Annotated in this window: 28 protein-coding genes; 17 read left to right on the top strand and 11 right to left on the bottom strand. The window is 59.3% G+C overall.

The annotated features are described in order from the left end of the window. The first annotated feature begins 781 nt into the window (after window positions 1–781). The 10 genes from ACFPM8_RS05995 to ACFPM8_RS05950 all read left to right on the top strand — a co-directional run bounded on the left by ACFPM8_RS05995 (window position 782) and on the right by ACFPM8_RS05950 (window position 9,268). Complete coding sequence (locus ACFPM8_RS05995; RefSeq protein ID WP_378996008.1) at window positions 782–2,233, top strand: MFS transporter; 1,452 nt, start codon at window positions 782–784, stop codon at window positions 2,231–2,233. A gap of 102 nt (window positions 2,234–2,335) precedes the next feature. Next, window positions 2,336–2,590: an acyl carrier protein gene (locus ACFPM8_RS05990; protein WP_378996006.1), complete on the top strand. Its 255-nt coding sequence runs from the start codon at window positions 2,336–2,338 to the stop codon at window positions 2,588–2,590. After that, window positions 2,583–3,785 (top strand): beta-ketoacyl-[acyl-carrier-protein] synthase family protein, encoded by a 1,203-nt coding sequence (locus ACFPM8_RS05985; protein ID WP_378996004.1) that lies wholly within the window; start codon window positions 2,583–2,585, stop codon window positions 3,783–3,785. The genes ACFPM8_RS05990 and ACFPM8_RS05985 overlap by 8 nt, the downstream gene beginning before the upstream one ends. Then, the gene (locus ACFPM8_RS05980; protein ID WP_378996002.1) at window positions 3,775–4,674 is read left to right on the top strand and encodes a beta-ketoacyl synthase N-terminal-like domain-containing protein; all 900 of its coding nucleotides are present in this window, start codon (window positions 3,775–3,777) and stop codon (window positions 4,672–4,674) included. Before ACFPM8_RS05985 ends, ACFPM8_RS05980 begins: the two co-directional genes overlap by 11 nt. 156 nt (window positions 4,675–4,830) lie before the next feature. Beyond that, a complete protein-coding gene (locus tag ACFPM8_RS05975; RefSeq protein ID WP_378996000.1) occupies window positions 4,831–5,775 on the top strand; it encodes an alpha/beta fold hydrolase in 945 nt (314 codons plus the stop codon). A gap of 9 nt (window positions 5,776–5,784) precedes the next feature. Next, window positions 5,785–6,297: a 3-hydroxyacyl-ACP dehydratase FabZ family protein gene (locus ACFPM8_RS05970; RefSeq protein ID WP_378995998.1), complete on the top strand. Its 513-nt coding sequence runs from the start codon at window positions 5,785–5,787 to the stop codon at window positions 6,295–6,297. 31 nt (window positions 6,298–6,328) lie between these two features. Then, the gene (locus tag ACFPM8_RS05965; RefSeq protein WP_378995996.1) at window positions 6,329–6,634 is read left to right on the top strand and encodes a hypothetical protein; all 306 of its coding nucleotides are present in this window, start codon (window positions 6,329–6,331) and stop codon (window positions 6,632–6,634) included. A 9-nt stretch (window positions 6,635–6,643) separates the two neighbouring features. Then, window positions 6,644–7,354, top strand: coding sequence for a hypothetical protein (locus tag ACFPM8_RS05960; protein ID WP_378995993.1), 711 nt, complete (start codon window positions 6,644–6,646; stop codon window positions 7,352–7,354). 445 nt (window positions 7,355–7,799) lie between these two features. Further along, the gene (locus ACFPM8_RS05955; RefSeq protein WP_378995991.1) at window positions 7,800–7,973 is read left to right on the top strand and encodes a hypothetical protein; all 174 of its coding nucleotides are present in this window, start codon (window positions 7,800–7,802) and stop codon (window positions 7,971–7,973) included. A 566-nt stretch (window positions 7,974–8,539) separates the two neighbouring features. Continuing rightward, on the top strand, window positions 8,540–9,268 hold the full coding sequence (locus ACFPM8_RS05950) for an SDR family NAD(P)-dependent oxidoreductase (protein ID WP_378995989.1): 729 nt from the start codon (window positions 8,540–8,542) through the stop codon (window positions 9,266–9,268). A 5-nt stretch (window positions 9,269–9,273) separates the two neighbouring features. Here the strand turns inward: ACFPM8_RS05950 and ACFPM8_RS05945 are convergent, their stop codons facing one another. Together ACFPM8_RS05945 and ACFPM8_RS05940 are read right to left on the bottom strand one after the other, a co-directional pair. Next, window positions 9,274–9,960 (bottom strand): 4'-phosphopantetheinyl transferase family protein, encoded by a 687-nt coding sequence (locus tag ACFPM8_RS05945; RefSeq protein ID WP_378995987.1) that lies wholly within the window; start codon window positions 9,958–9,960, stop codon window positions 9,274–9,276. Continuing rightward, the gene (locus ACFPM8_RS05940; RefSeq protein ID WP_378995985.1) at window positions 9,932–10,873 is read right to left on the bottom strand and encodes a diiron oxygenase; all 942 of its coding nucleotides are present in this window, start codon (window positions 10,871–10,873) and stop codon (window positions 9,932–9,934) included. Before ACFPM8_RS05940 ends, ACFPM8_RS05945 begins: the two co-directional genes overlap by 29 nt. A gap of 190 nt (window positions 10,874–11,063) precedes the next feature. Here ACFPM8_RS05940 and ACFPM8_RS05935 point away from each other — a divergent pair, with 190 nt between their 5' ends. From ACFPM8_RS05935 to ACFPM8_RS05920, 4 genes are all read left to right on the top strand, one after another. Beyond that, on the top strand, window positions 11,064–11,528 hold the full coding sequence (locus ACFPM8_RS05935; protein ID WP_378995983.1) for a thioesterase family protein: 465 nt from the start codon (window positions 11,064–11,066) through the stop codon (window positions 11,526–11,528). Between the two features lie 105 nt (window positions 11,529–11,633). Further along, window positions 11,634–13,031 carry a hypothetical protein gene (locus ACFPM8_RS05930; protein WP_378995980.1) on the top strand — a complete coding sequence of 466 codons (1,398 nt, stop codon included), beginning with the start codon at window positions 11,634–11,636 and terminating at the stop codon, window positions 13,029–13,031. A gap of 9 nt (window positions 13,032–13,040) precedes the next feature. Then, the gene (locus ACFPM8_RS05925; protein ID WP_378995978.1) at window positions 13,041–13,958 is read left to right on the top strand and encodes a metal ABC transporter substrate-binding protein; all 918 of its coding nucleotides are present in this window, start codon (window positions 13,041–13,043) and stop codon (window positions 13,956–13,958) included. Next, window positions 13,955–14,728 (top strand): metal ABC transporter permease, encoded by a 774-nt coding sequence (locus ACFPM8_RS05920; protein WP_378995976.1) that lies wholly within the window; start codon window positions 13,955–13,957, stop codon window positions 14,726–14,728. Before ACFPM8_RS05925 ends, ACFPM8_RS05920 begins: the two co-directional genes overlap by 4 nt. A 2-nt stretch (window positions 14,729–14,730) precedes the next feature. On the opposite strand, the gene ACFPM8_RS05915 is transcribed toward ACFPM8_RS05920, so the two are convergent. Continuing rightward, window positions 14,731–15,861, bottom strand: coding sequence for a sterol desaturase family protein (locus ACFPM8_RS05915; RefSeq protein WP_378995974.1), 1,131 nt, complete (start codon window positions 15,859–15,861; stop codon window positions 14,731–14,733). Between the two features lie 346 nt (window positions 15,862–16,207). Between ACFPM8_RS05915 and ACFPM8_RS05910 the strand changes: the two genes are divergently transcribed. From ACFPM8_RS05910 to ACFPM8_RS05900, 3 genes are read left to right on the top strand one after another with little or no spacing between them, the layout of a single operon-like run. Beyond that, window positions 16,208–16,936, top strand: coding sequence for a TenA family transcriptional regulator (locus ACFPM8_RS05910; RefSeq protein ID WP_378995972.1), 729 nt, complete (start codon window positions 16,208–16,210; stop codon window positions 16,934–16,936). Window positions 16,937–16,944: 8 nt separating this feature from the next. Next, on the top strand, window positions 16,945–17,418 hold the full coding sequence (locus tag ACFPM8_RS05905) for a cupin domain-containing protein (RefSeq protein ID WP_378995971.1): 474 nt from the start codon (window positions 16,945–16,947) through the stop codon (window positions 17,416–17,418). A 19-nt stretch (window positions 17,419–17,437) separates the two neighbouring features. After that, the gene (locus tag ACFPM8_RS05900; protein WP_378995969.1) at window positions 17,438–18,262 is read left to right on the top strand and encodes a thioesterase II family protein; all 825 of its coding nucleotides are present in this window, start codon (window positions 17,438–17,440) and stop codon (window positions 18,260–18,262) included. Between the two features lie 191 nt (window positions 18,263–18,453). Here ACFPM8_RS05900 and ACFPM8_RS05895 read toward each other — a convergent pair whose 3' ends face one another. The 8 genes from ACFPM8_RS05895 to ACFPM8_RS05860 all read right to left on the bottom strand — a co-directional run. Continuing rightward, a complete protein-coding gene (locus tag ACFPM8_RS05895; RefSeq protein WP_378995967.1) occupies window positions 18,454–19,071 on the bottom strand; it encodes an isochorismatase family protein in 618 nt (205 codons plus the stop codon). Window positions 19,072–19,295: 224 nt separating this feature from the next. Next, complete coding sequence (locus ACFPM8_RS05890) at window positions 19,296–19,550, bottom strand: SymE family type I addiction module toxin (protein WP_378995965.1); 255 nt, start codon at window positions 19,548–19,550, stop codon at window positions 19,296–19,298. 442 nt (window positions 19,551–19,992) lie between these two features. Further along, a complete protein-coding gene (locus ACFPM8_RS05885) occupies window positions 19,993–20,505 on the bottom strand; it encodes a hypothetical protein (protein WP_378995963.1) in 513 nt (170 codons plus the stop codon). Between the two features lie 177 nt (window positions 20,506–20,682). After that, window positions 20,683–22,701 carry a T6SS phospholipase effector Tle1-like catalytic domain-containing protein gene (locus ACFPM8_RS05880; protein WP_378995961.1) on the bottom strand — a complete coding sequence of 673 codons (2,019 nt, stop codon included), beginning with the start codon at window positions 22,699–22,701 and terminating at the stop codon, window positions 20,683–20,685. Window positions 22,702–22,703: 2 nt separating this feature from the next. Then, window positions 22,704–23,228, bottom strand: a complete 525-nt coding sequence (locus tag ACFPM8_RS05875; RefSeq protein WP_378995959.1) for a DUF3304 domain-containing protein — start codon at window positions 23,226–23,228, stop codon at window positions 22,704–22,706. Window positions 23,229–23,276: 48 nt separating this feature from the next. Beyond that, the gene (locus ACFPM8_RS05870) at window positions 23,277–23,774 is read right to left on the bottom strand and encodes a DUF3304 domain-containing protein (RefSeq protein ID WP_378995956.1); all 498 of its coding nucleotides are present in this window, start codon (window positions 23,772–23,774) and stop codon (window positions 23,277–23,279) included. Window positions 23,775–23,787: 13 nt separating this feature from the next. Continuing rightward, window positions 23,788–24,612, bottom strand: coding sequence for a DUF4123 domain-containing protein (locus ACFPM8_RS05865; protein ID WP_378995954.1), 825 nt, complete (start codon window positions 24,610–24,612; stop codon window positions 23,788–23,790). Between the two features lie 5 nt (window positions 24,613–24,617). Continuing rightward, window positions 24,618–25,899: DUF2345 domain-containing protein (locus tag ACFPM8_RS05860; RefSeq protein ID WP_378995951.1), on the bottom strand; the 1,282-nt coding region annotated here is incomplete at its 5' end.

Genomic DNA, 25,899 nt, shown 5'->3' with positions numbered 1-25,899 from the left:
ACCTGCGCCTGCACGCCGATCACGAGGGGCCGACCCTCATCTTCAATAAAGCATCGCAGCGGCCGATACTTCGGCTTTTGCGTTCTTGACACACGACGGCGAATGATAGGGTTAGCAGACCGGTACACACCCAAACCCGGCAAGCCTTGCGGCTTCCCCACCATCGCCGCCCATAGGGACGTGCGAAGGCAGAGCGAACGAAAAAATAGCCGCAAGAAGCGGCCCGTTCGCCGAGCGTGTAATCAGGCTGCTAAACCTCATCCCCCTAGTCTTTCTTTTCAGGGGACGGGCCGACTATAAACACTATTGGATGCCATGACAATCCGGGCAGTTGGTAGCTTGGACTCCAAAGCCCAACATTTCCATCTCCGTCGCCACCAAACGTTGGACTTTCCAGCCCAATCTCCTTGCCGTTTTTACCGACGTCACTCCATTCAAAAATAAGCGAGCTTTTCAAAATTTGCCTACCCGTAATATTTGACAGGTAACAAATTTGCTCAATCGACCTTACTCTCTGAACGAAAATCAAGATGCGTTGCCGCCTGGACAATTCAGTTGCTGCTGTCAGAGCACAGCCGCGAAGTGATGCCCGACAGGTAAAACATCTTGCCTGAATGATGGTTCTGCACCTGCGCTAGCCGCTGTTCAAGCGCAGCCGGGACCTCATCCCTGAAAACCGATATGGCGGCACAACGCTGTATTGCTCCAACGATTAATCAATAGGCTTTGCCCTCACGTGCAAGCGCATGGGCGGCGTTGTTTGGAAAGTGAAGTAATAGAAATGGCCACAATCAAGAACGCGAGTGCACAGGTGGTGTCACTGCCGGTTTCCGGCGGCAGCCCTGCCATCGCAACCACCACCCGTCACCGCTGGATGCTGCCTCTGCTGCTGGTCGGTCAGGCCATGGCGGCGATGGATACGTCGATTGTCAACGTCGCGGCGCCGGCGCTGCGTCAGGACTTGGGGATTTCGGGCGCGCTGCTGCAAATGGTGGTGGCCGGTTATGTGTTGGCCTACGCGGTGTTCCTGGTGAGCGGGGCGCGGCTGGGCGACGATTACGGTTACCGCAAGTTGTTCGTGATCGGCGTGTCGATATTTACGGCGTCGTCGCTGGTGTGCGGCCTGGCGCCGTTCACTTCTTTGCTGGTGGTGGGCCGGGTGATACAGGGCTTGGGAGCGGCGTTGATGGTGCCGCAAGTGCTGTCGCTGATCCAGCGCCATTTTGAAGGAGCGGAGCGAGCGCGGGCGATCGGTTATTACTCGATGATTCTCGGCATGGGCTCGGCCTTGGGCCAGTTGCTGGGCGGGGCCATCATCACGGTCAATATCCTGGGCAGCAGCTGGCGTCCGGCGTTCCTGATCAATGTGCCGATCGGCCTGGCGCTGCTTTGTTACGCGGGTTCGGTGTTGCCGGATACGCGCGGCAAGGACAAGCGCAAGTTGGATATCGTCGGCGTGATCGCGCTGACCTTGTCGATGCTGTTGATCGTGGTGCCGCTGATTTTTGGGCAGGAAGTCGATTGGCAAAGCTGGACCTGGATCAGCATGGGATTTGGCGTGCTGGGACTGATCGTGTTCGGCCTGTTCGAGAAAATGCTGGCGCGCCGCGGCGGCAATCCTCTGATCAACCTGGACGCGGTGTTTGCGCCAGGGGTGCGGATCGGGCTGTTGGTGGTGTCTATCGGCTTTATCGGTTACGGCGGCTGGTTGTTCGTGATTGCACTGTATTTGCAATCGGGGCTGGGCTTCTCGCCGATGATTTCGGGCTTTGTGTTTACCGCTTATGCGCTGGGCTTCGGACTGTCCAATCTGCACTGGTCGAAACTGCCGGCGCGGCTGTTGCGCTGGACCCCGACCGCGGCATTCATCGCGATGGCGACCGCCAATCTGCTGTTCGGCGTTGCGGCCCTGCATTGGGGCTGGAAGATGGCGGCAATGCTGCCTTTGCTGTTTGTCGCCGGCAGCAGTCATGGTTTGTCGTTCGGCACGGTGGTCAATCAGATGACCGGCTATGTGCCGCCGGCGCAAGCGCCGGCCTTGAGCGGCCTGGTCACCACCACTGTGCAGTTGTCGATCGTGATCGGCATCGCGACTTTGGGCACGCTGTATTTCGCGGTGCTGAAAGCCGGTTCGGCAGCCAGCGGCATCTCCTGGGTCAATTTCACGGTGGCTGCGGGCGCGACGCTGGCGGCGGTTTGTTCGGTGCAGTTTGCGATGCGGCGTCGGGCGTAGGGCGGAAAAGCGCAGCGTCTTCCGCCGTTCTATATGCATGTGGGACATCCATCGGCGGATAACGCTACGCTCATCCGCCCTACTTCTTTACTGAGGTAATAAATGATCAAAAATGAAGTGCTCCATGCTGTCAAGGAAATCGTCGCCGACATTCTGATGATGAAGACGGATGAGATCGGCGACACCGCATTGCTGGCCGACGTCGGCTTGAGTTCGGTCGAGTTGATCGACGTCGTGGTCAAGCTGCAAATGCGCTATCAAATCGAATTCGATCCGGCCACGATGAGCAATTTGAGCTGCAGCACGCTGGCCGACAATGTGGAACGCGCGATGCTGGCCGGGTGCCGCGATGAATGAGCCGGTAGCCATCACCGGCATCGGCGTGGTGTCGCCGGCGGGTGTCAGTGCGGCCGCGTTTTGGGATGGCCTGCTGGCGCAGCATGACCTGCGCGGCGGCTGGTCGCGCGGCGACCTGAGCCTTTATCCGCATGACAACGTGGTGGAAATACCAGAGCAGGTTTGGCACGCCGTCGAGCGCGATGGTGGCGGCAAGCGGATAGACGCACTCGCCGGTTTCTCGATCGAGCAGGCGCTGAGCGATGCCGGTCTGGCGGCGGATGCGGGCCGGATAGGTTGTTATTTTTCTTCGACCACTGCCGGGGTCGAGGGCTTGGAACAGGGCTTGTTGGCACCCACTTCATCGCGGCATCCCGAGGCGCTGGACGGCTCGCATATCCTGGCGTCGGCCAAGCAGCACTGGAGCGGGCCGACCAGTTTGTTGTCGACCGCCTGCTCGTCCGGTCTGCTGGCGCCGGCCCTGGCGATTGACGCGATCGCTGGCGGCGAGGCCGATGTGATGCTGGCCGGTGGCGTCGATGTTTTGCTGGAATACACCGCCTGCGGTTTCAGCGGCTTGCGGCTGACCACGGATGACCAGTGCCGGCCATTCAATGCGCAGCGCAAGGGCGTGGTGTTGTCGGAAGGTTCGGTCTGCTTCTGCCTGGAGTCGCTGTCGGCGGCGTTGCGGCGCGGCGCCCACATACATGGCGTGATCCTGGGTTACGGCATCGGCTGCGATGCCGATCATGTGACCGCGCCGAACACGGGCGGCATTGCGCGCGCGATGACGCAGGCGCTGGAAACCAGCGGCATGCAACCGGCCGCGATTGGCGGCGTGTTTGCCCACGGCACCGGCAGTCAGGCCAACGACTTGGCCGAGGTCAATGCTTTGCGTGCAGTGTTCGGCGCGGCGATCCCGCCGGTCACCGCGATCAAATCGACCATGGGCCACCCGCAAGCGGCAGCCGGTTCTTTTTCGTTGCTGGCGGCGACTCTGGCCTTGAAGACCGGGCAATTGCCGCCCACCGCCGGCTTGAGCGAGGCCGATCCGGCTTTGGGCGAGGTCGATGTCGTGATGCAGCAGGGTCGACCGCTTGCCGCCAACTGCCTGATGGTCAATGCGTTTGGATTCGGCGGCAATAACTGCGTGATGGTGGTCGCCGATCTGGCGACGGCCTTGCGCCACTCACCGGAGTTGGCTGATGCGGCCTGATCAAATCACCGATATTTGCGTGCTGCGCGCCATGGCGATCAAGCCTGGGGCCGACGGCGTGCTGGACGATGCCCAACTGGCGAAAGAGAAGCGCGCCAAAAAGGCCGGCATGCTGCCGGCCAAGGCGCGCATGGTGCTGGCGGCGGCGCGCCACTGCCTGCCGTTATCGTTCTCGGCCACGTCCGACCTGGTCGGCGACGTCGGGGTCAGCCTGGGGACCTTGTACGGCTCGATGGACGTTGCGGAATTGTGCTTGAACACCGCCCATGACGAAGGTTTCGCGCATGTGGTGCCGTCCTGGTATACCACCGGCTTGCCGAACGCCACCACGGCGATCGTGGCCTCTGTATATAACCTGGGCGGACCTAACCTGACTTTTGTCGGTCATCAGGCCGGGCTCGATGCGATTATCCATGGCTGCCGGCAAATCGCCGCCGGTCGTGCGGCCAGCATGCTGGCCGGCGGCTTCGATATGCCTAGCGCTTATTTCGGGCAGCAATTGCGCGCTTCGGAACAATACCGGGCAAGTGCCAGCGTGCATCCGGGAACAGGTTTGCTGCTGCTGTCCAGACACACCTCGGACGATGACGGCGCGCAGGAGTTGGCGCGTATCGTCGGCTGGTCGCAGCAATTCCATGCGGACGAGGTGTTGTCGAATGCGCAGATAGCCTTGCTGGTCGACGCCGCGTCAGCGCGCAAGCAAATCAGCGTCAAACCGAAAGTTCACCTGGTTTATCCAGGCGCCGACAGCACAGTCGATCACCTTGCCGCAAGCGCGCCGATTTACCTGATCGACACGATCCTGGCGCAGGAAGCGGCCGGCTTGCACGCGCTGATCGGCAAGGGTTACGGCGCTTCGGTGTCCTGTCTGTTGATTCAAAAAAATTAAGGGGCCTCGGCCATGATCGTTGTAGGGGGGATGAGCGAAGCACTATCCACCGAGCAGCGGTTGATGTGCCAAAGGCATTGGACACATCTAAAACGGTGGATAACGCTACGCTCATCCACCCTACTTTTCGGTTCAAAGAACTAAAGGATTGAGGCAATGATCGCAGCAGCAAGCCAATCGACACCGTCCGGCTTTCCCTATCTGAGCGAGGAACAGAAAGCATTTTCGCTGTACCGGAACGCAACGATTTTTACCGAAGAAATCGTGACCGCCGAGGATGGCACGCCATTAACGGTGTACCGCGCTGGCGATGCCGGCAAGCCGACCGCGGTATTGATCAATCCCTTGGGGATTTCATGCCTGTTCATGAGCAACCTGGCGCGCAGCCTGGCGCAGGATTATCACGTGCTGACTTGGGAAAGCCGGGGCTTGCCCGACTATGCCGCGCTTGACCAAACGCATGCGGATCAATGGACGCTGGAGCGCCATTGCCGCGACCTGATCCATATTTTAAAAAGCAAGGATTGCGCTGCCGATGTCATTGTTTCGTATTGTTCCGGCGCCAATATCGCGATTTACGGCCTGGCGCATGGCCTGTTCGATACCGGAAAATTGTGCATGGTGAGCCCTTCCGTCGAAATGGGAAAGACAGTACAGAAAACCGTTTATCAAAAAACCGTGTTGCCGCTGTGGCTAACCATCGCCAAGGGCGGTTTGCGGACCGCGGCGATGGTCAGGGCGCTGCTGAAAAACTCGGAAAAAACCTATGCCGAGCCGATAGATCATGAGCTATCGGTGATTAATAACCTGCCGTTCCAGAGCGATGAATTGTTGTATCGCTATGCCCAATTGCATGCCCCTTGCCTGGAGCTGGACTGCGCATCGCTGCTGCCGCGGTTGAGCTTGCCGACGATGGTGGTGCAAGGTGAAGACGACGACATGATTCATCCGGATACGGCGACGGCGGTGGCTGCCGCCCTACCCCACTCGCAGCTTCGCTGGATCAACGACGGCGGCCATTTTGCGATTTATAAAAACCTCGCGTTGCAGAAGCAAATCGGGGAATTTCTGGCCGGCTCGCCAGCCCTCATGTCGACCTAGGAAATAGCAATGTCCGAACAGCAGTTGAATTTTTCCCAAATGAGTTTTGAGCAGATAGAGCGTTATCTGCCGCACCGCAAGCCTTTTCTGTTTCTCGATCAGGCGCAGATCAGCGACGACCTGAGCACGGTGTCGGCCAGCCATACTTTCCGGCCGGACGAGCCTTATTTCGAAGGTCATTTCCCGGGCGACCCGATCGTGCCCGGCGTGGTGTTGGTGGAATGCCTGGCGCAAAGCGCGCACCTGCTGCTCAACGTCAGGGGCGGCCGCATGATGCCGGGTTACCTGGTCGGCGTCGAGTCGGCCAGCTTCAACCGGGTGGTGCGGCCCAACCAGACGGTCAGGTTCGAAGCCAAGCTGGTGCGCGAAACCGGCGATCTGGTCGCGCCCGAGCGCACCGGCCGCATGGTTTCTTTCAAGGCTTCCGGCTACCTGGATGGCGAGCGTTGCCTGCGGGCCAACATCAACCTGTATCTGGTGATTGCCGCCAATGATGCGGCCGGGAAGACGGACGTTTCCTAAGGCCGGTTTTTTTAACGATGAGGTGAAAAACATGAAGAACGCATGGAACGAGAAAGAAATCATTACTTACATCAAGAAAGACTTATTACAGGAGCAGCTTGAATTGGTAGATGCAGACATGACACTCGCGGATGATGAACCATTGCTGGGCGACGGCAGGGTTGAATTGGATTCGGTCGATGCATTGGATCTGTTGGTCAAGGTGGAAAAAGCCTTTGCCCTGAAAATTGCCAATCTCGACAAGGATTTCATTGAATCTTCGTGCCGCAGCATACGGTCGTTGACCGACTTTATCGTCGCCGAATTGCGCCAGCAAGAGCGCGTGACCGCCGATTAAAGCATCACGATGACGCCTTCGGAAACTGTATTGATTCTTGACGCCGACACGATACTGGGCCGGGCGCTGTGCGACGAATTGCGCAGCGCAGGCTATCGCGTCATCGCCCACACGCGCGCGGAGCCGGACCTGCCTTTTGCGTCCGACGTGATCCACCAGATCGCGCCGCTGGCAAGCGACCGGATCGCCGATTGGAACCAGGCCTGGGGACCGTTGAGCCATGTCATGATCGGCCAGCGCGAACATCGGGAGATGGGCTACCGGCTGGAGGACCAAGCAGAAGAATTGATGGTGGCGCTGCAAGAACAGCTGTCGCATTTTCTGCTGGAGCTACAGTCGTCGGCCCAGGTCCTGATGCGCAACGACGGCGGTCAAATCTGGGTCATTACGCAAGACGACAGCATGCAGCACTACCTGAGCATGCCGGCCATGCCGATAGTCACGCGAGCTCGCCATGCTGCGGTCAAGAGTTTTGCCAAGGAGGTTTTGCGTCTGGGCGTGCGCATCAACTGCGCCACGGTGCAATTGCTGGCAGAGCAGGCCGAGCCCGACGCCTGGCGCGAAGCGCGCGACGGACTGAAAGCGTTCGCGATGAAGTTCAAACCGATCAAAGCCGCCGCGGTAGCGTGTACCTTGCGCGGCTGGCTGGCGCAAAAAGATTTGCCGCTGGCCGGGATGGTGGTGCCGCTGGGGGTTGGATTTTCGGAAAATAATATTTAAGTAGATTGCGATGAAAGACCGTAGGTTGGGCTGCAAAGCCCAACGTTTGGTTGCGACTAAAGCAATGTTGGGCTTTCCAGTCATGTAGGGCGGAAAAGCGCAGCGCTTGCAGGGCGCGTATCCGCTGGCAGGCGGATACCGTTGCGCAGGCGGATGGCATGCCATCCGAAACCCCTGCTTCACCCTTCCGCCGTTTCGGACGCATCAAACACCGGCGAAGCATCCAGCGGCGGATAACGCTACGCTCATCCGCCCTACGCACGTAGTAGTTAATCGGGGACATAGTTTAAGAGGCGTTGTAGGTTGTGGTTGAGCCGAAGGCGAAGCCCAACTTACCCCCGATTAACGAACCACGGAGCGCCGAGGGGTTGGGGTTGTTTTTGACGTTGCAGTTGGGGTTGTTTTTGACGTTGCAGTTGGGGTTGTTTTTGACGTTGCAGTTGACGTGGCTTTTGACGTTGCAGTTGACGTGGCTTTTGACGTTGCAGTTGACGTGGCTTTTGATGTTGCCGTTGATCTTGAATTCCGCATTGGGACGCTGCCAAATGTGGCGGCTGTCAGTCGGGAATTGTGGGAAGGCATGTTTGAGCGTAGCGAGTTTGCCTTCACACCCGACTGATAGACGTCACATTTGGGGACCCGACCAACGGGAGGGCAGTGGCTTGCGGTCGCCTTTTGTTTGCTTACTTTATTTTGGCGAAGCAAAATAAAGTAAGTCGCCGTCAGGGCGAAAAGCTGAGTACGTCAAGACAGCAGCACACAAAAGCACCCCCGGCGCTCCGTGATCCGTCACTCGGAGACACAGTAATTCGGCACGCTACGGTGCATCATAAACTATGTCCCCGAGTGATTCCTTTCTTGGCGAAGCAAGAAAAGGGAGTGGCTGCCGGGCCACCCCCGGCTAGCTTCCACGGAGTAGCGACCCGATTAGATACGTGACGGCCGATCGAATGCAAACGTCTGCACTCCGTAGTCCGTTAATAGGGGACACAGTAATTCGGCGCGCTGCGGCGCCTCTCAAACTATGTCCCCCATTAACTAACGTATTAGTTACGCGGCGAACGAATGCAACCGTCCGCACTCCGTAGTCCGCTCAGCGGGGTCAGAGTAATTTACGCGATAACCCCGCGTAAAAAAACTCTGACCCCGGTGAGCTACTTTTTGAGCAGCTCCAAAGAAATTCATATGACCAAAACTGTACTGATTACCGGCGGCACCCGCGGCATCGGCCGCGCCGTCGCCCACCGGCTGGCACGCGACGGCTACCGGCTCGCCATCGCTTACCGCGGCGACGCGCACGCTGCGCAACAGACCGCAGCCGAACTCGACAGCATCGGCGCGCAACATCGCCTGTACCAGGCCGACCTCGCCGATCCGCAGCAAGCCGCCGCGCTGCCGGCCCGGATCGTGGCCGACTTCGGCACGCTCGACGGCTTGGTCAACAACGCCGGCATGACCGACGACGGCGCATTCCTGACCATGGAAGGCGAACGCTATCAACGGGTGCTGGACACCAACCTGTTCGGCACCATGCGCCTCACCAGCGCCGCCCTGCCCTACCTGCTGCAAGCGGACCGTCCAGCCATCGTGATCGTATCCTCGCTCGGCGGCGTGGTCGGCAAGGAAGGCCAGGTAACGTATGCGACGACCAAAGGCGCATTGATCGGTTTGACGCAATGGCTGGGCCGCAAATACGGCCCGCAAGGCTTGAGGGTGAACGCGGTGGCGCCGGGCTTCATCCGCACCGACATGATGGACAGTCTGGAGCCGAGCATGTATCAGCACATTATCGAAGGCAGCGCACTACAGCGGATAGGCGACGCCGAAGAGGTGGCCGACGCGGTGGCGTTCTTGCTGAGTCCGGGTTACATCCAGGCCACGACCTTGCGCGTCGATGGCGGCTTTCAACGCTGATCTATTCAGCGTAGATCTCGCACAGCCAGCGCACCGGCCAATCCGTCCGGTAGCGGCGCCAGGTCATGGATGGTCCAGCTGGCTGCGTTGCCGTCGGCATCCGGCGCGTGGATCACAACCGGCGCTTCGCTCCAGCCGACCGTGAGGCTGCACATCGAACGCCGCAAGCCGACGCCAATCGCTTTCAGCAATGCTTCCTTGCGGGTCCAGAGCCGCGCCAGTATGGCGGCGTAACTCTCCGGCGTTTCTTGCGCCAAGGCGGACAGTTCGTCGGCGGAAAGTATATGCCGTGCCAAGTCGGGCCAGGCATCGGTAAATTTTGCCAGCGCCTCAATGTCGATCCCGACTTGAGCGTCTGGGCATGGATGGACCGCCGCACTCCAGTAAGCGTCGCTGTGACTGAGATTGAAAGCGCAATGCTTGGGCGCCAACTCGGGTTTTCCTAGCCGATCTTTGACAAATTGCAGCGCTTGCGGCGCAATCCCGAGGTGCGATGAGAGCCAGGCGCGTAGCGCGCCGTGACTGCCGCGATAGCATGCCGCGACGTGCGGCATCAGGAACTTTGCTGCGCGCGCCGTCTCGTCGGCGGACAAGACGCCGGCGCACCATGCCTGCCATTCCTGGTCCTGACGGATCAGCCCGCAGGTCCAATGTACGCCGCTCTCAATCGACGGCATCGAAGCTGAAATCAAGCTCCTCCTTGATGCCGATTTCATCGAACAGGCTGAGCAAGGTGGTGTAGTCGCGCTTCGAGCGCGTGCTCCTGGAAGCCTGTTCCAGGCGGCCGATAATCGCCTCGCCGCCGACAATCTGCAAATGACTCATCAGCGATATCCAGACCGACAAATCCGGTTCGGTGTAGTCGTTGAGCGCCTTGACCAGGTACTTCTTGAACCTGGCCTTGGCGTCGTCGCCCAGGCTTTTATAAATCGAGCCGACCACTTCGCGGAAGGCGGTGCTATGGGCCGATTCGTCGCGCCTATGCATGTCGGTGTTGATCCGGTTCAGCGGCTGGATGGTCTGGTCGGTGGCGACCTGGTTCAAATAGGCGTTGATCGACATTTCGGCCACCGAGGCGTAAGCCAGGCGCATCAGCGCGTATTCAATCCGGGTGCCGGCGGTGTCGAGCAGCTCTTTCAGTTTCAGCCCGACCCGGGGCTCCGGCATCACATAGTCATGCAGCTGATGACGCATGCGGGCGCTGTTGCAGATCTCCAGGCACATCAGGATATGAAATTGCTCGTCCACCTGGATTTGGGCCAGGACTTGCTTGACCTGCGGGTCGCTGACACCCGGCAGGACGTCTTTCAGCAGCAGGCTGCACAGCGGCTGGACGATCTCGTCTTCGAGGTAAATGGCTTTTTCGTTATAGGCGATCCAGGCGGCTGCGAGAAAGCGCAGTTTGTCGGCTTGCTGCAAGCAGGCGAATTCGGGATCGTTCCAGAACGGCACCATGGCGATCGGGAAGTCGGGGATGCTGGCGTCGTAATATTGACTGAGGTCGAGCCGCTCTTGCCGTACTGCGACCCGATGATTCCAACTTTGCGCGATCCTGTTCAAGACATTGCGTTCAAGGTCGCTATCGTTGCTGGCGGAAGAATACATAAAAATCCCTATACGGTAGAGCTAGCTGTCAAATATTTCAGGGCATGAGGCCGCTATAAATTTGCGGGTCGAGCATACGAGTAATTGCCTGATTTTGTTACCTGTCAATTTTGACGGGTAGCAGCACTGCAGGAGCCCTAGCAAAATCGCACCACCTGACGCCTCCTTCCCAATCAATGGAATTGCCGCGATGACCTTGCCGAACCACGACGCCGCCCTCAGCTATACGGTGTGCTACGCCGACACCGACGCCGGCGGCGTGATCTATCATGCGCGCTACATCGAGATGGTCGAACGCGCAAGAAACAGGGTGATGAACCTGGCCGGCTTTACCTTTGCCGCGCTAGCCCGCGAACACGACACCATGCTGATCGTCCACAAAGTCAACGCGGTGCATCATGCGCCGGGTTTCCTGGAAGACCATTTGCAGCTGACCACCAGACTGGCCACATGCAAGGCGGCGCGCACCGTGTGGCTGACCGAGGTCATGCGCGGCGACACCTTGCTGGCCACAGTCAGCATTGAAATGGTGGCGATCCATGCCAGCACGCGCAACCTGCGCCTGCATCCGCAAGCCCTGTTGGATGGGCTGGCGGCATTTGTGTTGCAGCCCGCCGGCAAGGCGCAACAACAAGTCGAAGCGCTTCCTCTTTAAGTTCTAGCCCCTTCCGCCCATCGCATTTTTCCCCGCCCTGCACTGTTGAACCGATTCGTGATAGCTTGGCTATCGCCTTTCTCAACATCCAAAAAGGGAATTGCCATGCTGATAAAAACCGTGCTGACGACGGCACTGGCGGTCGCCTTCGGCGTGCCGGCGGCGGCTTCTGCCGCGGGCGATGGCGAGCTGGCGCAAATACGCGAGCAGATCCGGCAGATGAAAGAAAGTTATGAATCCCGCATCCAGGCGCTAGAAAAACGCCTGGCGGACGCCGAGGCCCGCAGCGAGACCAAAACGCAGAACGCGCCGCCGCCTGCCATCGCGGCGGCCCCGGCCGCCGCCATCACTTCCGCTACCACCTCCCTCACCGCCTTCAATCCCGCCATCGCGCTGATCCTGGGCGGCACTTACGCCAACTTGTCGCAGGACCCGAACCGGTATCGGCTGCAAGGCTTCGTTCCCAGCGGAGACGGGGTCGGCCCCGGCAAGCGCAGTTTCAATCTGGGCGAGTCGGAACTGACCTTGAGCGCCAATATCGATCCGCGCTTTGCCGGCCAGCTGACGTTTTCTCTCGCCGCCGACAATAGCGTCAGCGTCGAGGAAGCTTTTTTCCAGACGCTGGGATTGTCGAACGGCCTCAATGCCAAGGCCGGACGCTTCCTGTCGTCGGTCGGCTACCTCAATAGCCAGCACGCGCATGCCTGGGACTTCGTCGACGCGCCGCTGGCGTATCAGGCTTTCTTCGGCGGCCAGTACAAGCCGGATGGGGTGCAGCTCAAATGGCTGGCGCCCACCGAGCGCTTCTTTGAAGTCGGTCTGGAAGCCGGCAACGGCACGGCTTTTCCGGGCAACGACCGGAACAAGAACGGGATCGGATCAAGCGCCCTGTTTGCCCATCTGGGCGACGACATCGGCGCCGGCGCCAGTTGGCGAGCTGGACTGTCCTACTTCAAAACCAGCGCCGCCAACCGCACTTATGCCGATACCGATCAAACCGGCGCCACCGTGACGAACGCCTTCAGCGGCAATTCCCATCTCTGGATCGCCGATGCCATTTATAAATGGGCGCCGAACGGCAATCCGGTCGACACCAACTTCAAGCTGCAGGGCGAATATTTCCGGCGCAAGGAAAGCGGCACGCTGACTTACGACACCTTGTCGCAATCGCTGGGCAGCGCGAGCGCGCCTTATGCCAGCGCGCAGTCAGGCTGGTATCTGCAGGGGGTGTACCAGTTCATGCCGATGTGGCGGGTCGGGCTGCGCTATGACAAGCTGTATTCCGGCACGGCGGACATCGGCAACCTCAATCCCGCCGCCTTCGCCCGCCTGGCTTCTTACAACCCGAAGCGCAGCACGCTGATGGTCGATTACTCCGGCTCCGAATTCAGCCGCTTCCGCTTGCAATACGCGCGCGATCAGGCGCGTCCCGGTGTCACCGACAACCAGATTTTCCTGCAATACATCATGAGTCTGGGCGTGCATGGCGCGCACACATTTTAGGAGCTTGAAATGAAAGCGACGAGGAGAACGGTATCTTCCATACTGCTGGCTGCGATGCTGGCACTGCCGGCGCTGCCGTCTTTTGCGGCGCTCAATGTGCTTGCCTGCGAACCGGAATGGGCCGCTTTAAGCATCGAGATCGGCGGCGACAAGGTCAAGGCGTCCAGCGCCACCACCGCGTTGCAAGACCCGCACCGGATCGAAGCCCGCCCCAGCCTGATCGCCCGTACCCGCAATGCCGATCTGCTGGTGTGCACCGGCATGGAACTGGAAGTCGGCTGGCTGCCGATACTGCTGCAGCAATCCGGCAATCCAAAAATCGCGCCGGGACAGCCGGGCAATTTTGAAGCAGGCAATTTCGTCGAGCGGCTCGAAGTCCCGACTCGCCTGGACCGCAGCGAGGGCGACGTGCATGCGGCCGGCAATCCGCATATCCAGACCGATCCGCACAATATCGCGCGCGTCGCCGAGGCGCTGGCGAAGCGCCTGGCCGAGATCGACGCACCCAATGCCGCTTACTACCAGGCGCGGCACAAGGAATTCTCGGCGCGCTGGACTGCGGCCATCCAGAAGTGGGAGCAGCAAGCCGCGCCGCTGAAGGGCATGGCAGTGGTCGAGCATCACAAGAATATGGAATACATGCTGCACTGGCTCGGCCTGCGGCAAGTCGGCACGCTGGAGCCCAAGCCGGGGGTGGAACCGAGCGCCGCGCATTTGACCGAACTGCTCAATCAATTGCAGCAGAAACCGGCCAGGATGGTGATCCGCGCCACCTACCAGGATGCTCGGGCCTCGCAATGGCTGGCCGAACATGCGCATATTCCCGCCGTGGCATTGCCGTTTACCGTCGGCGGCGATGACAAGGCGAAAGATCTGTTCGGCTTGTTCGACGATACCATGCAGCGCTTGCTGGAGGCGGTCAAATGACTCTCGCAACGATGGATTTGATGATCATCGTGCCCGCTTTTTTGGCGGGACTACTGGTGCTGATTACGCATGTGCCGCTCGGTTCGCAGGTGTTAAAACGCGGCATCGTGTTCATCGACCTGGCGATCGCGCAGATTGCGGCGCTCGGCGTCATCGTGGCGGGCATGATGGATCTGGATCAGCAGGGCTGGCTGTTGCAGGTGGCCGCCGGCAGTGCGGCCTTGCTCGGCGCTTTGTTGCTGACCTGGACCGAGAAGCGCTGGCCGGAAGTGCAGGAAGCCCAGATCGGCGTGCTGTTCATTTTGGCGGCGACCGGCGGCCTGCTGCTGGTCGCGCACAACCCGCATGGCGGCGAACATCTGCAAGACCTGCTGGCCGGCCAGATTCTGTGGGTGCGTTACGAACAATTGCTGATACCGGCGCTCGGCACGGTCGCGATCGTCGCCATCCTGCTGGTTTTCAAGGAGCGCTTGCGACGCTTGGGGTTTTACCTGGTGTTCGCGCTGGCGGTCACGGCGTCGGTGCAGCTGGTCGGGGTTTACCTGGTTTTTGCGAGCTTGATCGTACCCAGCCTTGGCGTGCGCAATTACGGCAAACGCGCCCGCCTGCCGCTGGCTTATTTGATCGGCATCGGCGGTTACGCCAGTGGACTGCTGCTGTCGACCATCTTTGACTTGCCGTCCGCGGCGCTGATCGTCTGGTGCATGGCGATATTGGCGATCGTGGCCTATGCCTCTACCCCCAAGCCGCCTGCGCGATCGGCAAACTGATTTCAGAACAGGCCAAGCGCCCACACGCCAAGCGCAACGGCGACGACATCGAGCAGCAGCGCGGTGGAAATCCTGATCCGCGCTTGCAGCACCGCCCCCACGCTCCATAAACCCATGGTGATGGCAAACAGCAGGATGGCAGCGGTGCGCGCCGGCAGCTGCTCGGCTTGCCACAGGTAAGCGCCGCTTGCGGCCAGCAGCAACAGGAACTGCACGCCGCCACACCATTTGGCCGCGCGACTGGTCGGCGGATCGTAGCGCCGGGCTTGGGCGCCATCGGTCGCGGTCGGCGCCGGCATTTGGGATACAGCGTCAGGCTGCCAGCCGGGCGGCTTATACCAAATGCGCAACTTGTCCGCCCAGCGCGGCGCATGCCATGCGTTCTGGGCCAACTTCCAGTACCCGCCAACTATCGCCCACAGCGGATCCCAGCTATTCAGCGGCGCCAGCGTACCGTAGGCGCACTTTTCCCGCTCTTCGGAGAAAGTGCCGAACATGCGATCCCAGAGCACCAGGATGGCGCCATAGTTCTTGTCGATGTATTGCGGATTGACCGCGTGATGCACCCGATGGTTGGACGGCGATGAAAAAACGCGGTCGAACCAGCCCAGCTTGCCGACGTGCTCGGTATGAATCCAGAACTGGTACAGCAGCACGACCAGCCCGGCAATGGCGAAGTTCTCGGGCGGCACGCCGAGCAGCGCCATCGGCACGAAGAACACCCAGCCCAGCAGCATATAGGCGCTCTCCTGGCGCAAGGCGGTGGAAAAATTAAAATCCTGGCTCTGGTGGTGCACCGCATGGGCGGCCCACAGCAGCGCGCTCTCATGCGACATCCGGTGCAGCCAGTAGTCGCAAAAGTCGTAGCACAGCACGGCCAGTATCCAGCCGTACCAGGCGTTCCACCAGGCGTCGTTGCGAACCACCGCCACCGACGAATAAATCATCGTGTAGAAACCGATCTGGAAGATCTGCGTGACGCTGGCGACCAGCTGGCTCAGCACACCCTGGCTGAGGCTGCTGATGGCGTCGTTGAGGCGGTAGGTATTGCGTTTCTTTTTCCAGCCGTACACGACTTCAGCGGCGATCAAGATGCTAAAGACGGGGATGGCAAATACGATTACTTTGTCCATGCAAATTATTGGGAATTGCCGCGAGCGCCCTTTATATGAAAGGGCCGCATTGTAATCCGAAACGGAAAATGACGAGATTGCCCCAGGATTTCAAGATGGCGCCGGACCGGATCGATTGCAGTCGAGTGACAAATCGCAAACCTGTCATCTATGACAGTTACAGCGGAACAGGCCAATAAGTATCTTACCCTCGCTCAACGAATAAAAGACAGGCCAAGACTAGCGCCAGCAACATAACAGCTGCCGCCGGCAATTGGTCCTCCTGTCAGTCTGCTGCGGACTTTCGCAGGTAGTTAGACAGTGAGCTTCCGGACTAATCCCTTCCTTTGTATTAAGAGGTCAAAAAATGCTTGATCAAGTATTGCCGCATGAGGCGGCAGCAGTCTCGCGCATCGGCGCGATTTCGGACCTCTGGTCGGACCTTTTCCCGCTTGGTTTGCTGGACGAATTGCGCGCGCATCCGTTCCTGGCGGCATGCCGCAACCACACCATATCCGAAGAGGCGTTGCAGCAATTCCTGGTGCAGCATCAATATTATTCGCGCCACTTCACGCGCTATCTGTGCGCGATGATGGCCAGCCTGCCATCGACCGACGACGTGCGCGAATTAAGCAAGAACCTGGTTGAAGAAACCGGATTGGATACGCCCGGCGGGATCACCCACGCCGACCTCTATTTGAAATCCCTCAAGCTGCTGGGCGTGCGTTCTGGCTCGCGTCCGGCGGCACCCGAGACGCTCAAATTAATCGACTCGATGTACCGCTACTGCCGAAGCGAAGATGTGTTGGACGGTTTGTCCGCGCTGTGTCTGGGCGCAGAGGCGATCGTGCCCATCATCTACGGCGCCGTGATCGAAGGATTCAAGCACTTCGGCGCCACGCCGGAGGCGCTGCATTACTTCGTGCTGCACGTGGAAGAAGATGAAGACCACGCCATCGTGATGCGCAAGATCCTGGACCGACTGCTGGCCGAGCGGCCGTACCGCTTGAGCAAAGTCCAGGCGATCGCGCAGGAAATCGTCAAGGACAGGATGGAAATGTTCGATGCAGTCTTGCTGCAGGGACAAGCCTCATGAGCGACACAATGAAAACTGCCAGTGCCCAGCCTGCCTCGCACGGGTCCAGCGATTTCTGGCGGGTCGGCAGCAAGACCGAAGTGGTGCTCCCGGCCCGGCTGCACCATCCGGACGTGCTGGCGATCCAGGCTGCGGGCGCGGCAAAATTTTCAGCCGAGCGCAAGCACCCGGTGCACATCGTCGACCTGCCGACCAAAACCCTCAACATGACCATCGGCGGCTTGTTGCCGAGCCAGACCACGTCCCGCCATCGGCATAACTACGAGACCGTGATCTACGTCATTGAAGGCAAAGGCATCACCACCATCGAGGACCGGACCGTAGAGTGGCAGGCCGGAGACGCCGTTTATATCCCGGTCTGGGCCTGGCACCATCACACGAATGCCAGCGCATCCGAAAACTGTCTTTACATCGCTTGCGAAAACGCCGCGCTGCTGCAGAACCTGGGCGGCATCGCGCTGCGTGAAGAAGCTGGGGATTGAAAAGGAAATTAAAGGCGCCATGAAAAGAGATGCCAATGACGCCTGGTTCCATGTTCCGATCCCGCGACCTGAAGCCCGGCTCCGCTTGTTTTGCCTGCCTTACGCCGGCGCCAGCGGAGTCACGTTTCATCATTGGGCGGCAGCCATGCCTGCGCACGTGGAGCTTAGCGGGATAAATCTTCCCGGACGCTTGAGCCGCTTTGCGGAGCCGCCGTTCACCCGAGTCGAGCCGCTGCTGGCAGCGCTGGACCTGGCCTTGCAGACGCGCGACGATCTGCCTTACGTACTCTACGGTCACAGCATGGGCGCACTGCTGGCCTTCGAGCTGGCCCAGCTGCGGGTGCGCTCGGGCGCAGCGCTACCCGAGCACCTGATTGTGTCCGGCCGACGCGCTCCCGGCACCAGTCATCGCCGACAAGAAACCTACCTGCTGCCCGATCGCGAATTCCTGGCTGAAGTAAAAAGTCTGAACGGCTTGCCGAGCGCGGCCTGGGACAACGCCGAACTGATCAAGCTGCTGCTGCCGATGCTGCGGGCGGATTTTGAGCTGGTCAATACCTACACACATGTGCCGCGCCCGCCGCTGCCGGTGCCGCTGACCGTGCTGACCGGCGACGCCGATCCGGTCGCGCCCCTGGAGCAAGTCTGGGCCTGGGATCAGCAGAGCACCGATTGCAATGTGCATGTGTTCGAGGGCGACCATTTCTTCATCCACCAAAAGGAAAAGGAAGTGGTCGGCATGATTGCCGATATTTGCACGCTCAATAACGTAGGGCGGAAAAGCGTAGCGCATTCCGCCGCTCTGGATGCATCACACACCTGTGGCTCATCCAACGGCGGATAACGCTGCGCTCATCCGCCCTACTTTTTTCTCTGATATGACCTGTTATTTGTGCGAGAAATACTGGCTCAGTCGCGTAGGGCGGAAAAGCGCAGCGTCTTCCGCCGTCTCGGATGCATCACACACCTGTGGCACATCCAACGGCGGATAACGCTGCGCTCATCCGCCCTACTTTTTCTCTCTGGTATGGCCTGTTATTTGTGCGAGAAATACTGGCTCAGGTTGTAGACGAGGCCCGCAAACGGCATGCCCAATGCCGCATACACAGCGTTTGCTTCAGGGGCCGCGTTGTCGCCCAGGATTTCGACCGCCACGGTTGAATAGCCGACCGGAATCACGCCGGCTTGCACCATCCGCATGACGCCGAGGTCCGACTGCTGCTTGGTGAAACTGCCGGAAGCGTCGACCACTGCGTAGGTGCTGTAGCCGTCGGCCAGCGCGGAAATGGCGGGGAACGCCAGGCAGACATCGGTCGAGATGCCGGTAATGATCAATTTCTTGCGCCCCGTTGCCTTCACCGCGGCCACCACGCGCGGGTCGTGCCAGGCGTTGACGGTGGTCCGCTCGATATGTTGGATGCCGGGCAAGGCGTCATGCAGTTCCGGAATCATCGGTCCCCACATTCTCTCGGTAGTGGTGGTCACGATGACCGGAATCTTGAGAGCTTGGGCAGCCTTCGCCAGACCGACGATATTGTGCTTGAGTTGCAGCGTGTCGATGTCGCGCACCCCGGTGTACAGACCCACCTGATGGTCGACAATCAGAAGTACGGCGTTGTCCCGCGTCAGCTGCTCGTATTCCGTGAGTTTCATGATTCGTTCTCCTATGGAGTGGCTAAGAATGGCGCTTCCGCCATGGTGTCAATATAGGAGGCTTGATCGTTCCGAACAATCGGGCGCAGCGCAACGCATCGTTCCAGAAATTGGCCGGCAGTCGCGTAGGGCGGAAAAGCGCAGCGCCTTCCGCCATCTCGGATGCATCACACACCTGTGGCACATCCAACGGCGGATAACGCTGCGCTCATCCGCCCTACTTTTTACTCTCTGGTAATGAACAAGCAGCCTCGCCTCACTTGCACCCGGATCGGGGTCTGGGGCGTGAAGCCTGCTGCCAACAGCCATTTGCCGCGCAGCCGAATCCAGGGAGTTCTGAGCTTACCCTCCGGACACACGCCGACGGTCAAATGCCGGTCTGGCAAGTTGTTGCCGGTGGATGTGGAGATGGGGGTGGAACTGTCTTGCGAGGGTGAAGTGGAATTGCCTGTTTGGTCTGGCTTGTTTGCGTAGCTCATGCGATCTCCTTTTGCGGTAGATTTTCCGCCCTTCATCGATTGACGAAGGAGGCGGGCACAAAGCAGGGGTAAGAGACCGGTGTGCAATACCATAAGCCGGCAGGGCCGAAGCCCTCCCTACCAAGGCCCGCCATAGAAGGCGCACATTGATAGGGGCAGACGAAGAAAAACCGCCCGGGGGCGGCTGTCTGCCCGGTATTGCACAGAAACACTGGCTCTTACACCAGGCCGCTCTTTTTCACGACGTAAGGACGATAGCGCAGATTTTATTGAAGTTCAAACACTATTTTTGTCGGCTATGCGCTGTTCAATTCTTTGACAGCCGCGCATCAGGATGTTGGGCTGGAAAGCCCAACGTTTTCGGCGACGGAGGTGGAAACGTTGGGCTTCGCCTTCGGCTCAACCGCAACGTTAGCCCGACGTGCCGCGTCGAAAATCATCGTCACTTTTTAAGCGACCAGTCCTTTGCACCTTTCAGGCACGCGCTGCGATCGGCGTCATACAAGCCTGCGGCGGCTTCTTTTGCCGCCTCGCCCAACTGCGCAGCCAGGGTGCGGTCCGAGTCGCTGGCCTCGAGCGGATAATTGGCTGCCCGGTTAATCCATACGCAGGTTGTTACCGGATCAGGTTTCTTGTTGGATTTCCACGCGTCCGGATCGCTCTCGAACAAACCGCCGTCGGCGTAGAGCGCAATCGCGTACAAACTTTGCCTGACTGTCAGTTGCTTGACCAGATCGGTCAGGTCAGGCGTCATCTCGACTTGGCTGGCAAGCGAACCGTCAGGAAAAACAAATTTGCCCGCCGCAGCCAGCGTCAGCACCGCATCGCGGTCGCCGGCCTCGGCCTTTTGCAGCAATTGAGCAACCGTGACGCGGGGTGCCGCTGAAGCAAGGCAAGAACAGCCGAGTGTCAATGCAAGTGTTACGGCGGGCAGTAATGCGTGTTTGAGTTTCATGCGTTTTCCTTGATTGGATTTGTTGGTGATGTTGTGTCCAAATATCGTGTATCTGCTAACCGACAGGACCGTAGGTTGGGCTGGAAAGCCCAACGTTTGGTGGCGATTAAAGGAATGTTGGGCCTTCCAGCCCAAGCTACGAACTTTGCAGCCCAAGCGACGAACAACTCCGGCGGATCATTCAAATACATATCGTGGCCGGAAATAGCCGCCGCCTTCGCGCCGGGTATAAGTCTGCGTCGTGATAAAGACACTGCGCACGTCCGGCGCATCGGCATCGGTTTCGTCCCGGTATATTCGGGCGAATTTGTCCTGCTCTTCCGGCGTGAACGTGCTTTGTCGTTCCAGTTCTTCCCTGCGCTTAATGTCGCCGTCATAGCGGGCTTGCTCGGCTTGCTTCTTTAGCTCCTGCTTTTCTTTGACAATCTTCTGCAACTCCGGGTTGTCCTGATACTTCTGCCACACCTGCTGTTTATATTTACTGTCTTTGGGCGGACCACCCGCCTTGATCAACTCCATGATCCCCTCGGCCTTTTCTTCATCGCTCAGATACCCGGCCATCCAGAAACCGGCCAGCGAATCATGCACATAGCGCTCCAGCAAAGGCTGCGGCCCGGACGACGGGCTGCGGAAAACATCCAGCGCGAACTTTTCCCAGTCGGTTGGCCCGCGCTTTTGGTCGTACTTGTGCAGCTGCCAATAATTGGCGATGCTGGCCTTGTCCGGGCGATCAGTCAACGGCTTCTCAGTGGGATGACCATACGGATCGGTGGCGGCAAACTTGCCGGCGGCGCGCTTCTGCAGCAGTTCCCAATCGCCCTTCAACAAAGCGTTATAACTCAGCAAATCCTCCTTATCCTGCGTCCCGCAATCGGCCACTTCCTCGGAGTCCTTCAGCCGATCGAGCCAGTCCCGGCGGTAGCCGTAATAGAGCCGCATATGTTCTTTGACCTGCTTGTCATAATCGCCGTCGAATTTGCCCGCCGCCATATAGTTGTTCCAGGCCTTGACCAGGCCGGGACCGATGTCGAAATCGACTTGCAGATCAGCAGACATTTTTTCGTAATGCACGAAAGGCACTTTTGCCACCAGCGCCGCCTTGTACATATGCAGCAGCGGCACTTGCGCCAGCAGGTTCTCCGGCGACATCGAACGGCCCTGGTCGCTGCAGCCGTAGCCGCCGCCGATGTCGCTATGGACGCCGGGGTACATGTACTCCACAACGTTGCCGCCGCGCACGCGCGTGACCGGGAAGTTCATCCGTTGTTCATGCGCGGCGATGTAGTGCACGCACTGCTTCACACAGCCCGGCAACGGTTTCCTGATCTCGCCGGCCCAGGCCGAATGGCCATCGGCCAGGAAGGGCGGAATCGGCAAGGTCTCCGCCGCCGAATGCGACAAGCCGACCGTGGCGACCGAATCGAACAGGCCGAGAAATTGGATAGATGCAGGAATGCCGGCAAGCTGGCCGCCCTTCAACATGTCCTGGAACCAGTAGCAAAAGGCCCGCGCCTCCACCGCGCCGCGCGAGAAGCCGAACACCGATATGTCCAGGGTCAGAATCTTTGGCAAAGTTAATACCGCGCGCTTGTCGGCGATCTTTTGATCCAGCTTGCCGGTCAAATCGGCAAACCAGCTGGGACGGGTGTAATGTTCGTCGTCCTTGAAGGTGGGATTCTCGACGTCGGTCACGTATTTTTTGATCTGGTACGGAAGTTGGTCGTCGCTGAACATAGGGCTGCCTTCATTAAATGCCCGATGGATCGCGTTATAGACCTGCAATAGTGCAAACAGTATCCGCGCCTGCCCGCCTTTCGCCATCGCCTTGCCGTCCTGGGATTCGCGGTATTCGCCACCTTCTGGAAAGCGCGTACCAACGCCGGGCACATAAAAGCTGTAGCAGTCGTCTGCTTGCAGTGGCCCTTGCCCTTTGACATCCTTATGCGCTTCAAACAAGCGCACGATATTGCTGTGATATTGCTTGCTGCGGTCATTCAGGTGATCCAGCTTGTCGCGTTGACGGTTGTTATTGGTGCCGTCAAAGAAGATGCCGACTTTCAGATGTTTGTCGCACGAGCCGGGCTTGGGCAAGTGGCCATCGCAGGCCAAGTCATCCAGCTGCGTCTCGGTGAGCGCAGCTTCTTCTTTTGCAGTGGCAGCAATGTTCGTTGGCGCTGTTTTAATCGGGGCGCTCATGCTTATTGTTCCTCTGGCGGAGGAACCGTGGCGTCTGGCGCAATCGGATGGTGAGGACTCTCAGCATAAAATTCCGCACTCGACACCACGCGTACTTGATCGTTATTGAAAATATGCAGGAACAGCATTCCTGCTTTGTTGTAACGCATGATATTGGTGGTCGTCTCGCGCCACGGTTTGCCGTCCAGTTTCCAGCGCACCTTGACCTTCATGCCCGGCCGCCATTTATCGGGCATCGGATAACCGGCGGCGTTGGTACCGCCGCAACTACCGCCGCCATATTGCCGCGTACTCACCAAGTCCTGCACGGAATACCCCGTTACAAACTCATCAAGATGGGCGACACAAGCGATCGACACATAAGTCACCGGTACATAGTTGTCGTGTATTTTCTTGGCAAGTGCGGCCCTTTCTGCTGCATCGGCTTGCTGTTCCGGCGTGAGAGGAGTTGCGCAGGCAGTGAGCGCCAGCGCAAGGAATATTGGAAGGATTTTTTTCATCAGCTTATCTATCTGGATGGGTTGCATAGGGTTCTTGAATGCGCAATGACGCTGCTTGAATAGGGGCGCTCATGCTTATTGTTCCTCTGGCGGAGGAACTGTGGCGTGTCGCGCAATCGGATGGTCAGGACTCGAAGGATAAGTTTCAGCGCTCGACACCACGCGTACCTGATCGTTATTGAAAATGTGCAGGAACAGCATTCCTGCTTTGTTGTAACGCATGATATTGGTGGTCGTCTCGCGCCACGGCTTGCCGTCCAGCTTCCATTGCACCTTGACCTTCATGCCCGGCCGCCATTTATCGGGCATCGGATAACCGGCGGCGTTGGTGCCGCCGCAACTGCCGCCGCCATATTGCCGCGTACTCACCAGGTCCTGCACGGAATACCCAGTTACATACGTATCCGTATGGTCAACACAAGCGATCGACACGTAGGTCACGGGAACGTAGTTGTCGTGTATTTTCTTGGCAAGTGCGGCCCTTTCTGCTGCATCGGCTTGCTGTTCCGGCGTGAGAGGAGTTGCGCAGGCGGTGAGCGCCAGCGCTAGGCATATCGGAAGGATTTTTTTCATCAGCTGATCTGGCTCAAATAGCCCCGGACGTGCCGGATTGCTGCGCTTTCAATAATTCCAAGACCTGGCGCAAGCGCACACGGTCTTCACGGACTTGTTGTTGATCCAGTTGCTGCAGCAGCCTGGACGTCTTCTGGTACAGCACCGATGGCTGATGCTGTGCAAATAACTCGGGCCTGGTTTCATGCAAGTGGCTGAGCCAGCTGTCGGCTTCGCTCTTTTGACCCAGGCGGATCAACTGCGCATCGCTAATGTGCTGGTCGTGCCAGTCATTCGGCACAGCGGCGACCGGCGCGGTTGGCGTCCCGCCCAGGGATTGCAAGCCGCCGTTGCGCGCAATGATCCACCATGCGTACATGCCGTTGAGCCAGGCCTGTTTTTGTTCAGGCTGCAGGCAATCCAGAATATCTTGTGTCGTGCACACGTCGGCAAAGCGCAGAAAATAGCGTTGCTTGCTGTCGTCGCGGATTTGCAGGAAGGCGGAGAAATGCTGTTTTAAATGGCCGATATCCAGGGCGCTAGCGATGAAGGACAACATCGGCTTGCCGTTGCATAGCTCAAGCCAGCGTGCAACCAGCGCATCGCGCTGCGCTTTGTCTTGCGGGAACTGCACCAGCAGCGGCGACAGTTCTTCAAAACCCTGTAGCGGCGTGTCGGCATAGATAGCGACCGCTGCTGCCGACGCAGTGCCGGCCAGCGCTGCGACTTCTTCCGGCGCGAAGGCGCTGTCGATCAAGGCGTACAAATAAGCGTCGGGATGGCGTTCCAGGCATCGATCCATCGCGCTGCCCAGTGCGGCGGGCAGTTCGACGGTGTGGCGGTCATAGGCGCAATACATGGTGCTTATCCTTTATTCAGTCCAAAGCCGGTTCTGGCTTTCATCGCCTTGAGCATGCATTCCTTGCAGATCACCTGCGGGAAAGGCGGCAACTCCACCGGCAAATTCTTCGGCCCCGGCAGGCCGTGCACCGCCGCATGCGCGACATAGTTGCCGTTGGTGCCGTGCTCTATCCCACCCGCGTTGTAGCGGGTGTAGCTGCCGCCGCCGTTGACCAGCAATTCTTCCTTGGCGGCGATCGTGATGCGGTTGGCGCTGTGCGTGATGTTCAGTTTGGCCAGCAGGTTGACGCTGTTGGCCAGCGCCTGCATGTCGATGTCGCCGCCGGCCGCCACCATCTTGATCCCGGCTTTTTGCACGTACAGCCGGAAGGTGTTGCGGATGCTGGCGAACCAGCTGCCGCCGCTGGCGATAGACAAGTCCTTGCCGGTGGTAATCGCGGTGTGCCGGTTGCTGGCGATGTGGGTGCTGCCGCTGGTGGTGGTTTCGATACCGGCCGGGCTGGCCAGCACCAGATGCGGTGCCGCCAGTTCCGGGAAGCTGCCTTCGTCGCCGCCGGCACTGCCCTTGATCGCATCGTTCTGCGCCTTGATCGCCTTGGCGACGTCGGCTTGCTGGCCCTGGGCTTCCTGCGCGCCGCTCTGCTGCGCGGCATCGGCCAGCGTTTCCTGCTGCTCGCGCGCGGCGGTCAAGCGCTGCACCGTCTCGCCCATGTCGGTGATGTGCGCGGCGGCGTTGGTGCGGGCTTCGGTGGTCAGCAACATGCCCTTGGCCGATCGCGCCACACCATGCCCATCGGAGCGCAGCTCCCAGCCTTGGCCGCGCGCGTCCTTGCGGCCAGCGTTGTCTTCGATGCGGGCGATGTGGCCGAGCGACAGTTGGCTGTACTGATGGTCGCTCTTCAACTGGACCTGGATTTTTCCATTGGTATCGTCGAGGATCGCGTGATTGCTTCGGCCGCCCGCGGCATTGCCGCCGCCAGCTGTCAGTTCGCGGCTGCGCAAGCCGGTCAGCGCCTGCTGGTCGGCCAGCTTCCACGGCGGCATGTTGCGCTCGTTGTAGACGCAGCCGGTGACGATGGGCTTATCCGGATTCGAATCCAGAAACTGGACGATCACTTCTTGGCCGATGCGCGGAACAGCGATGAAGCCGCGATCGCTGCCGGCCCAGGAACTGGCAACCCGGACCCAGGCCGAACTCTTCTCATCGTTGGTGCCGATCCGGTCCCAGTGGAATTGCAGGCGCACTCGGCCGTATTGGTCGGTGTGGATTTCCTGATTCTTTGGC

This window comes from Paraherbaspirillum soli, from assembly GCF_042654985.1.
Classification (GTDB): Bacteria; Pseudomonadota; Gammaproteobacteria; order Burkholderiales; family Burkholderiaceae_D; genus Paraherbaspirillum; species Paraherbaspirillum soli.
Note: the sequence above shows the minus strand (reverse complement) of the source record. Positions and strands in the feature narration are given on the sequence as shown.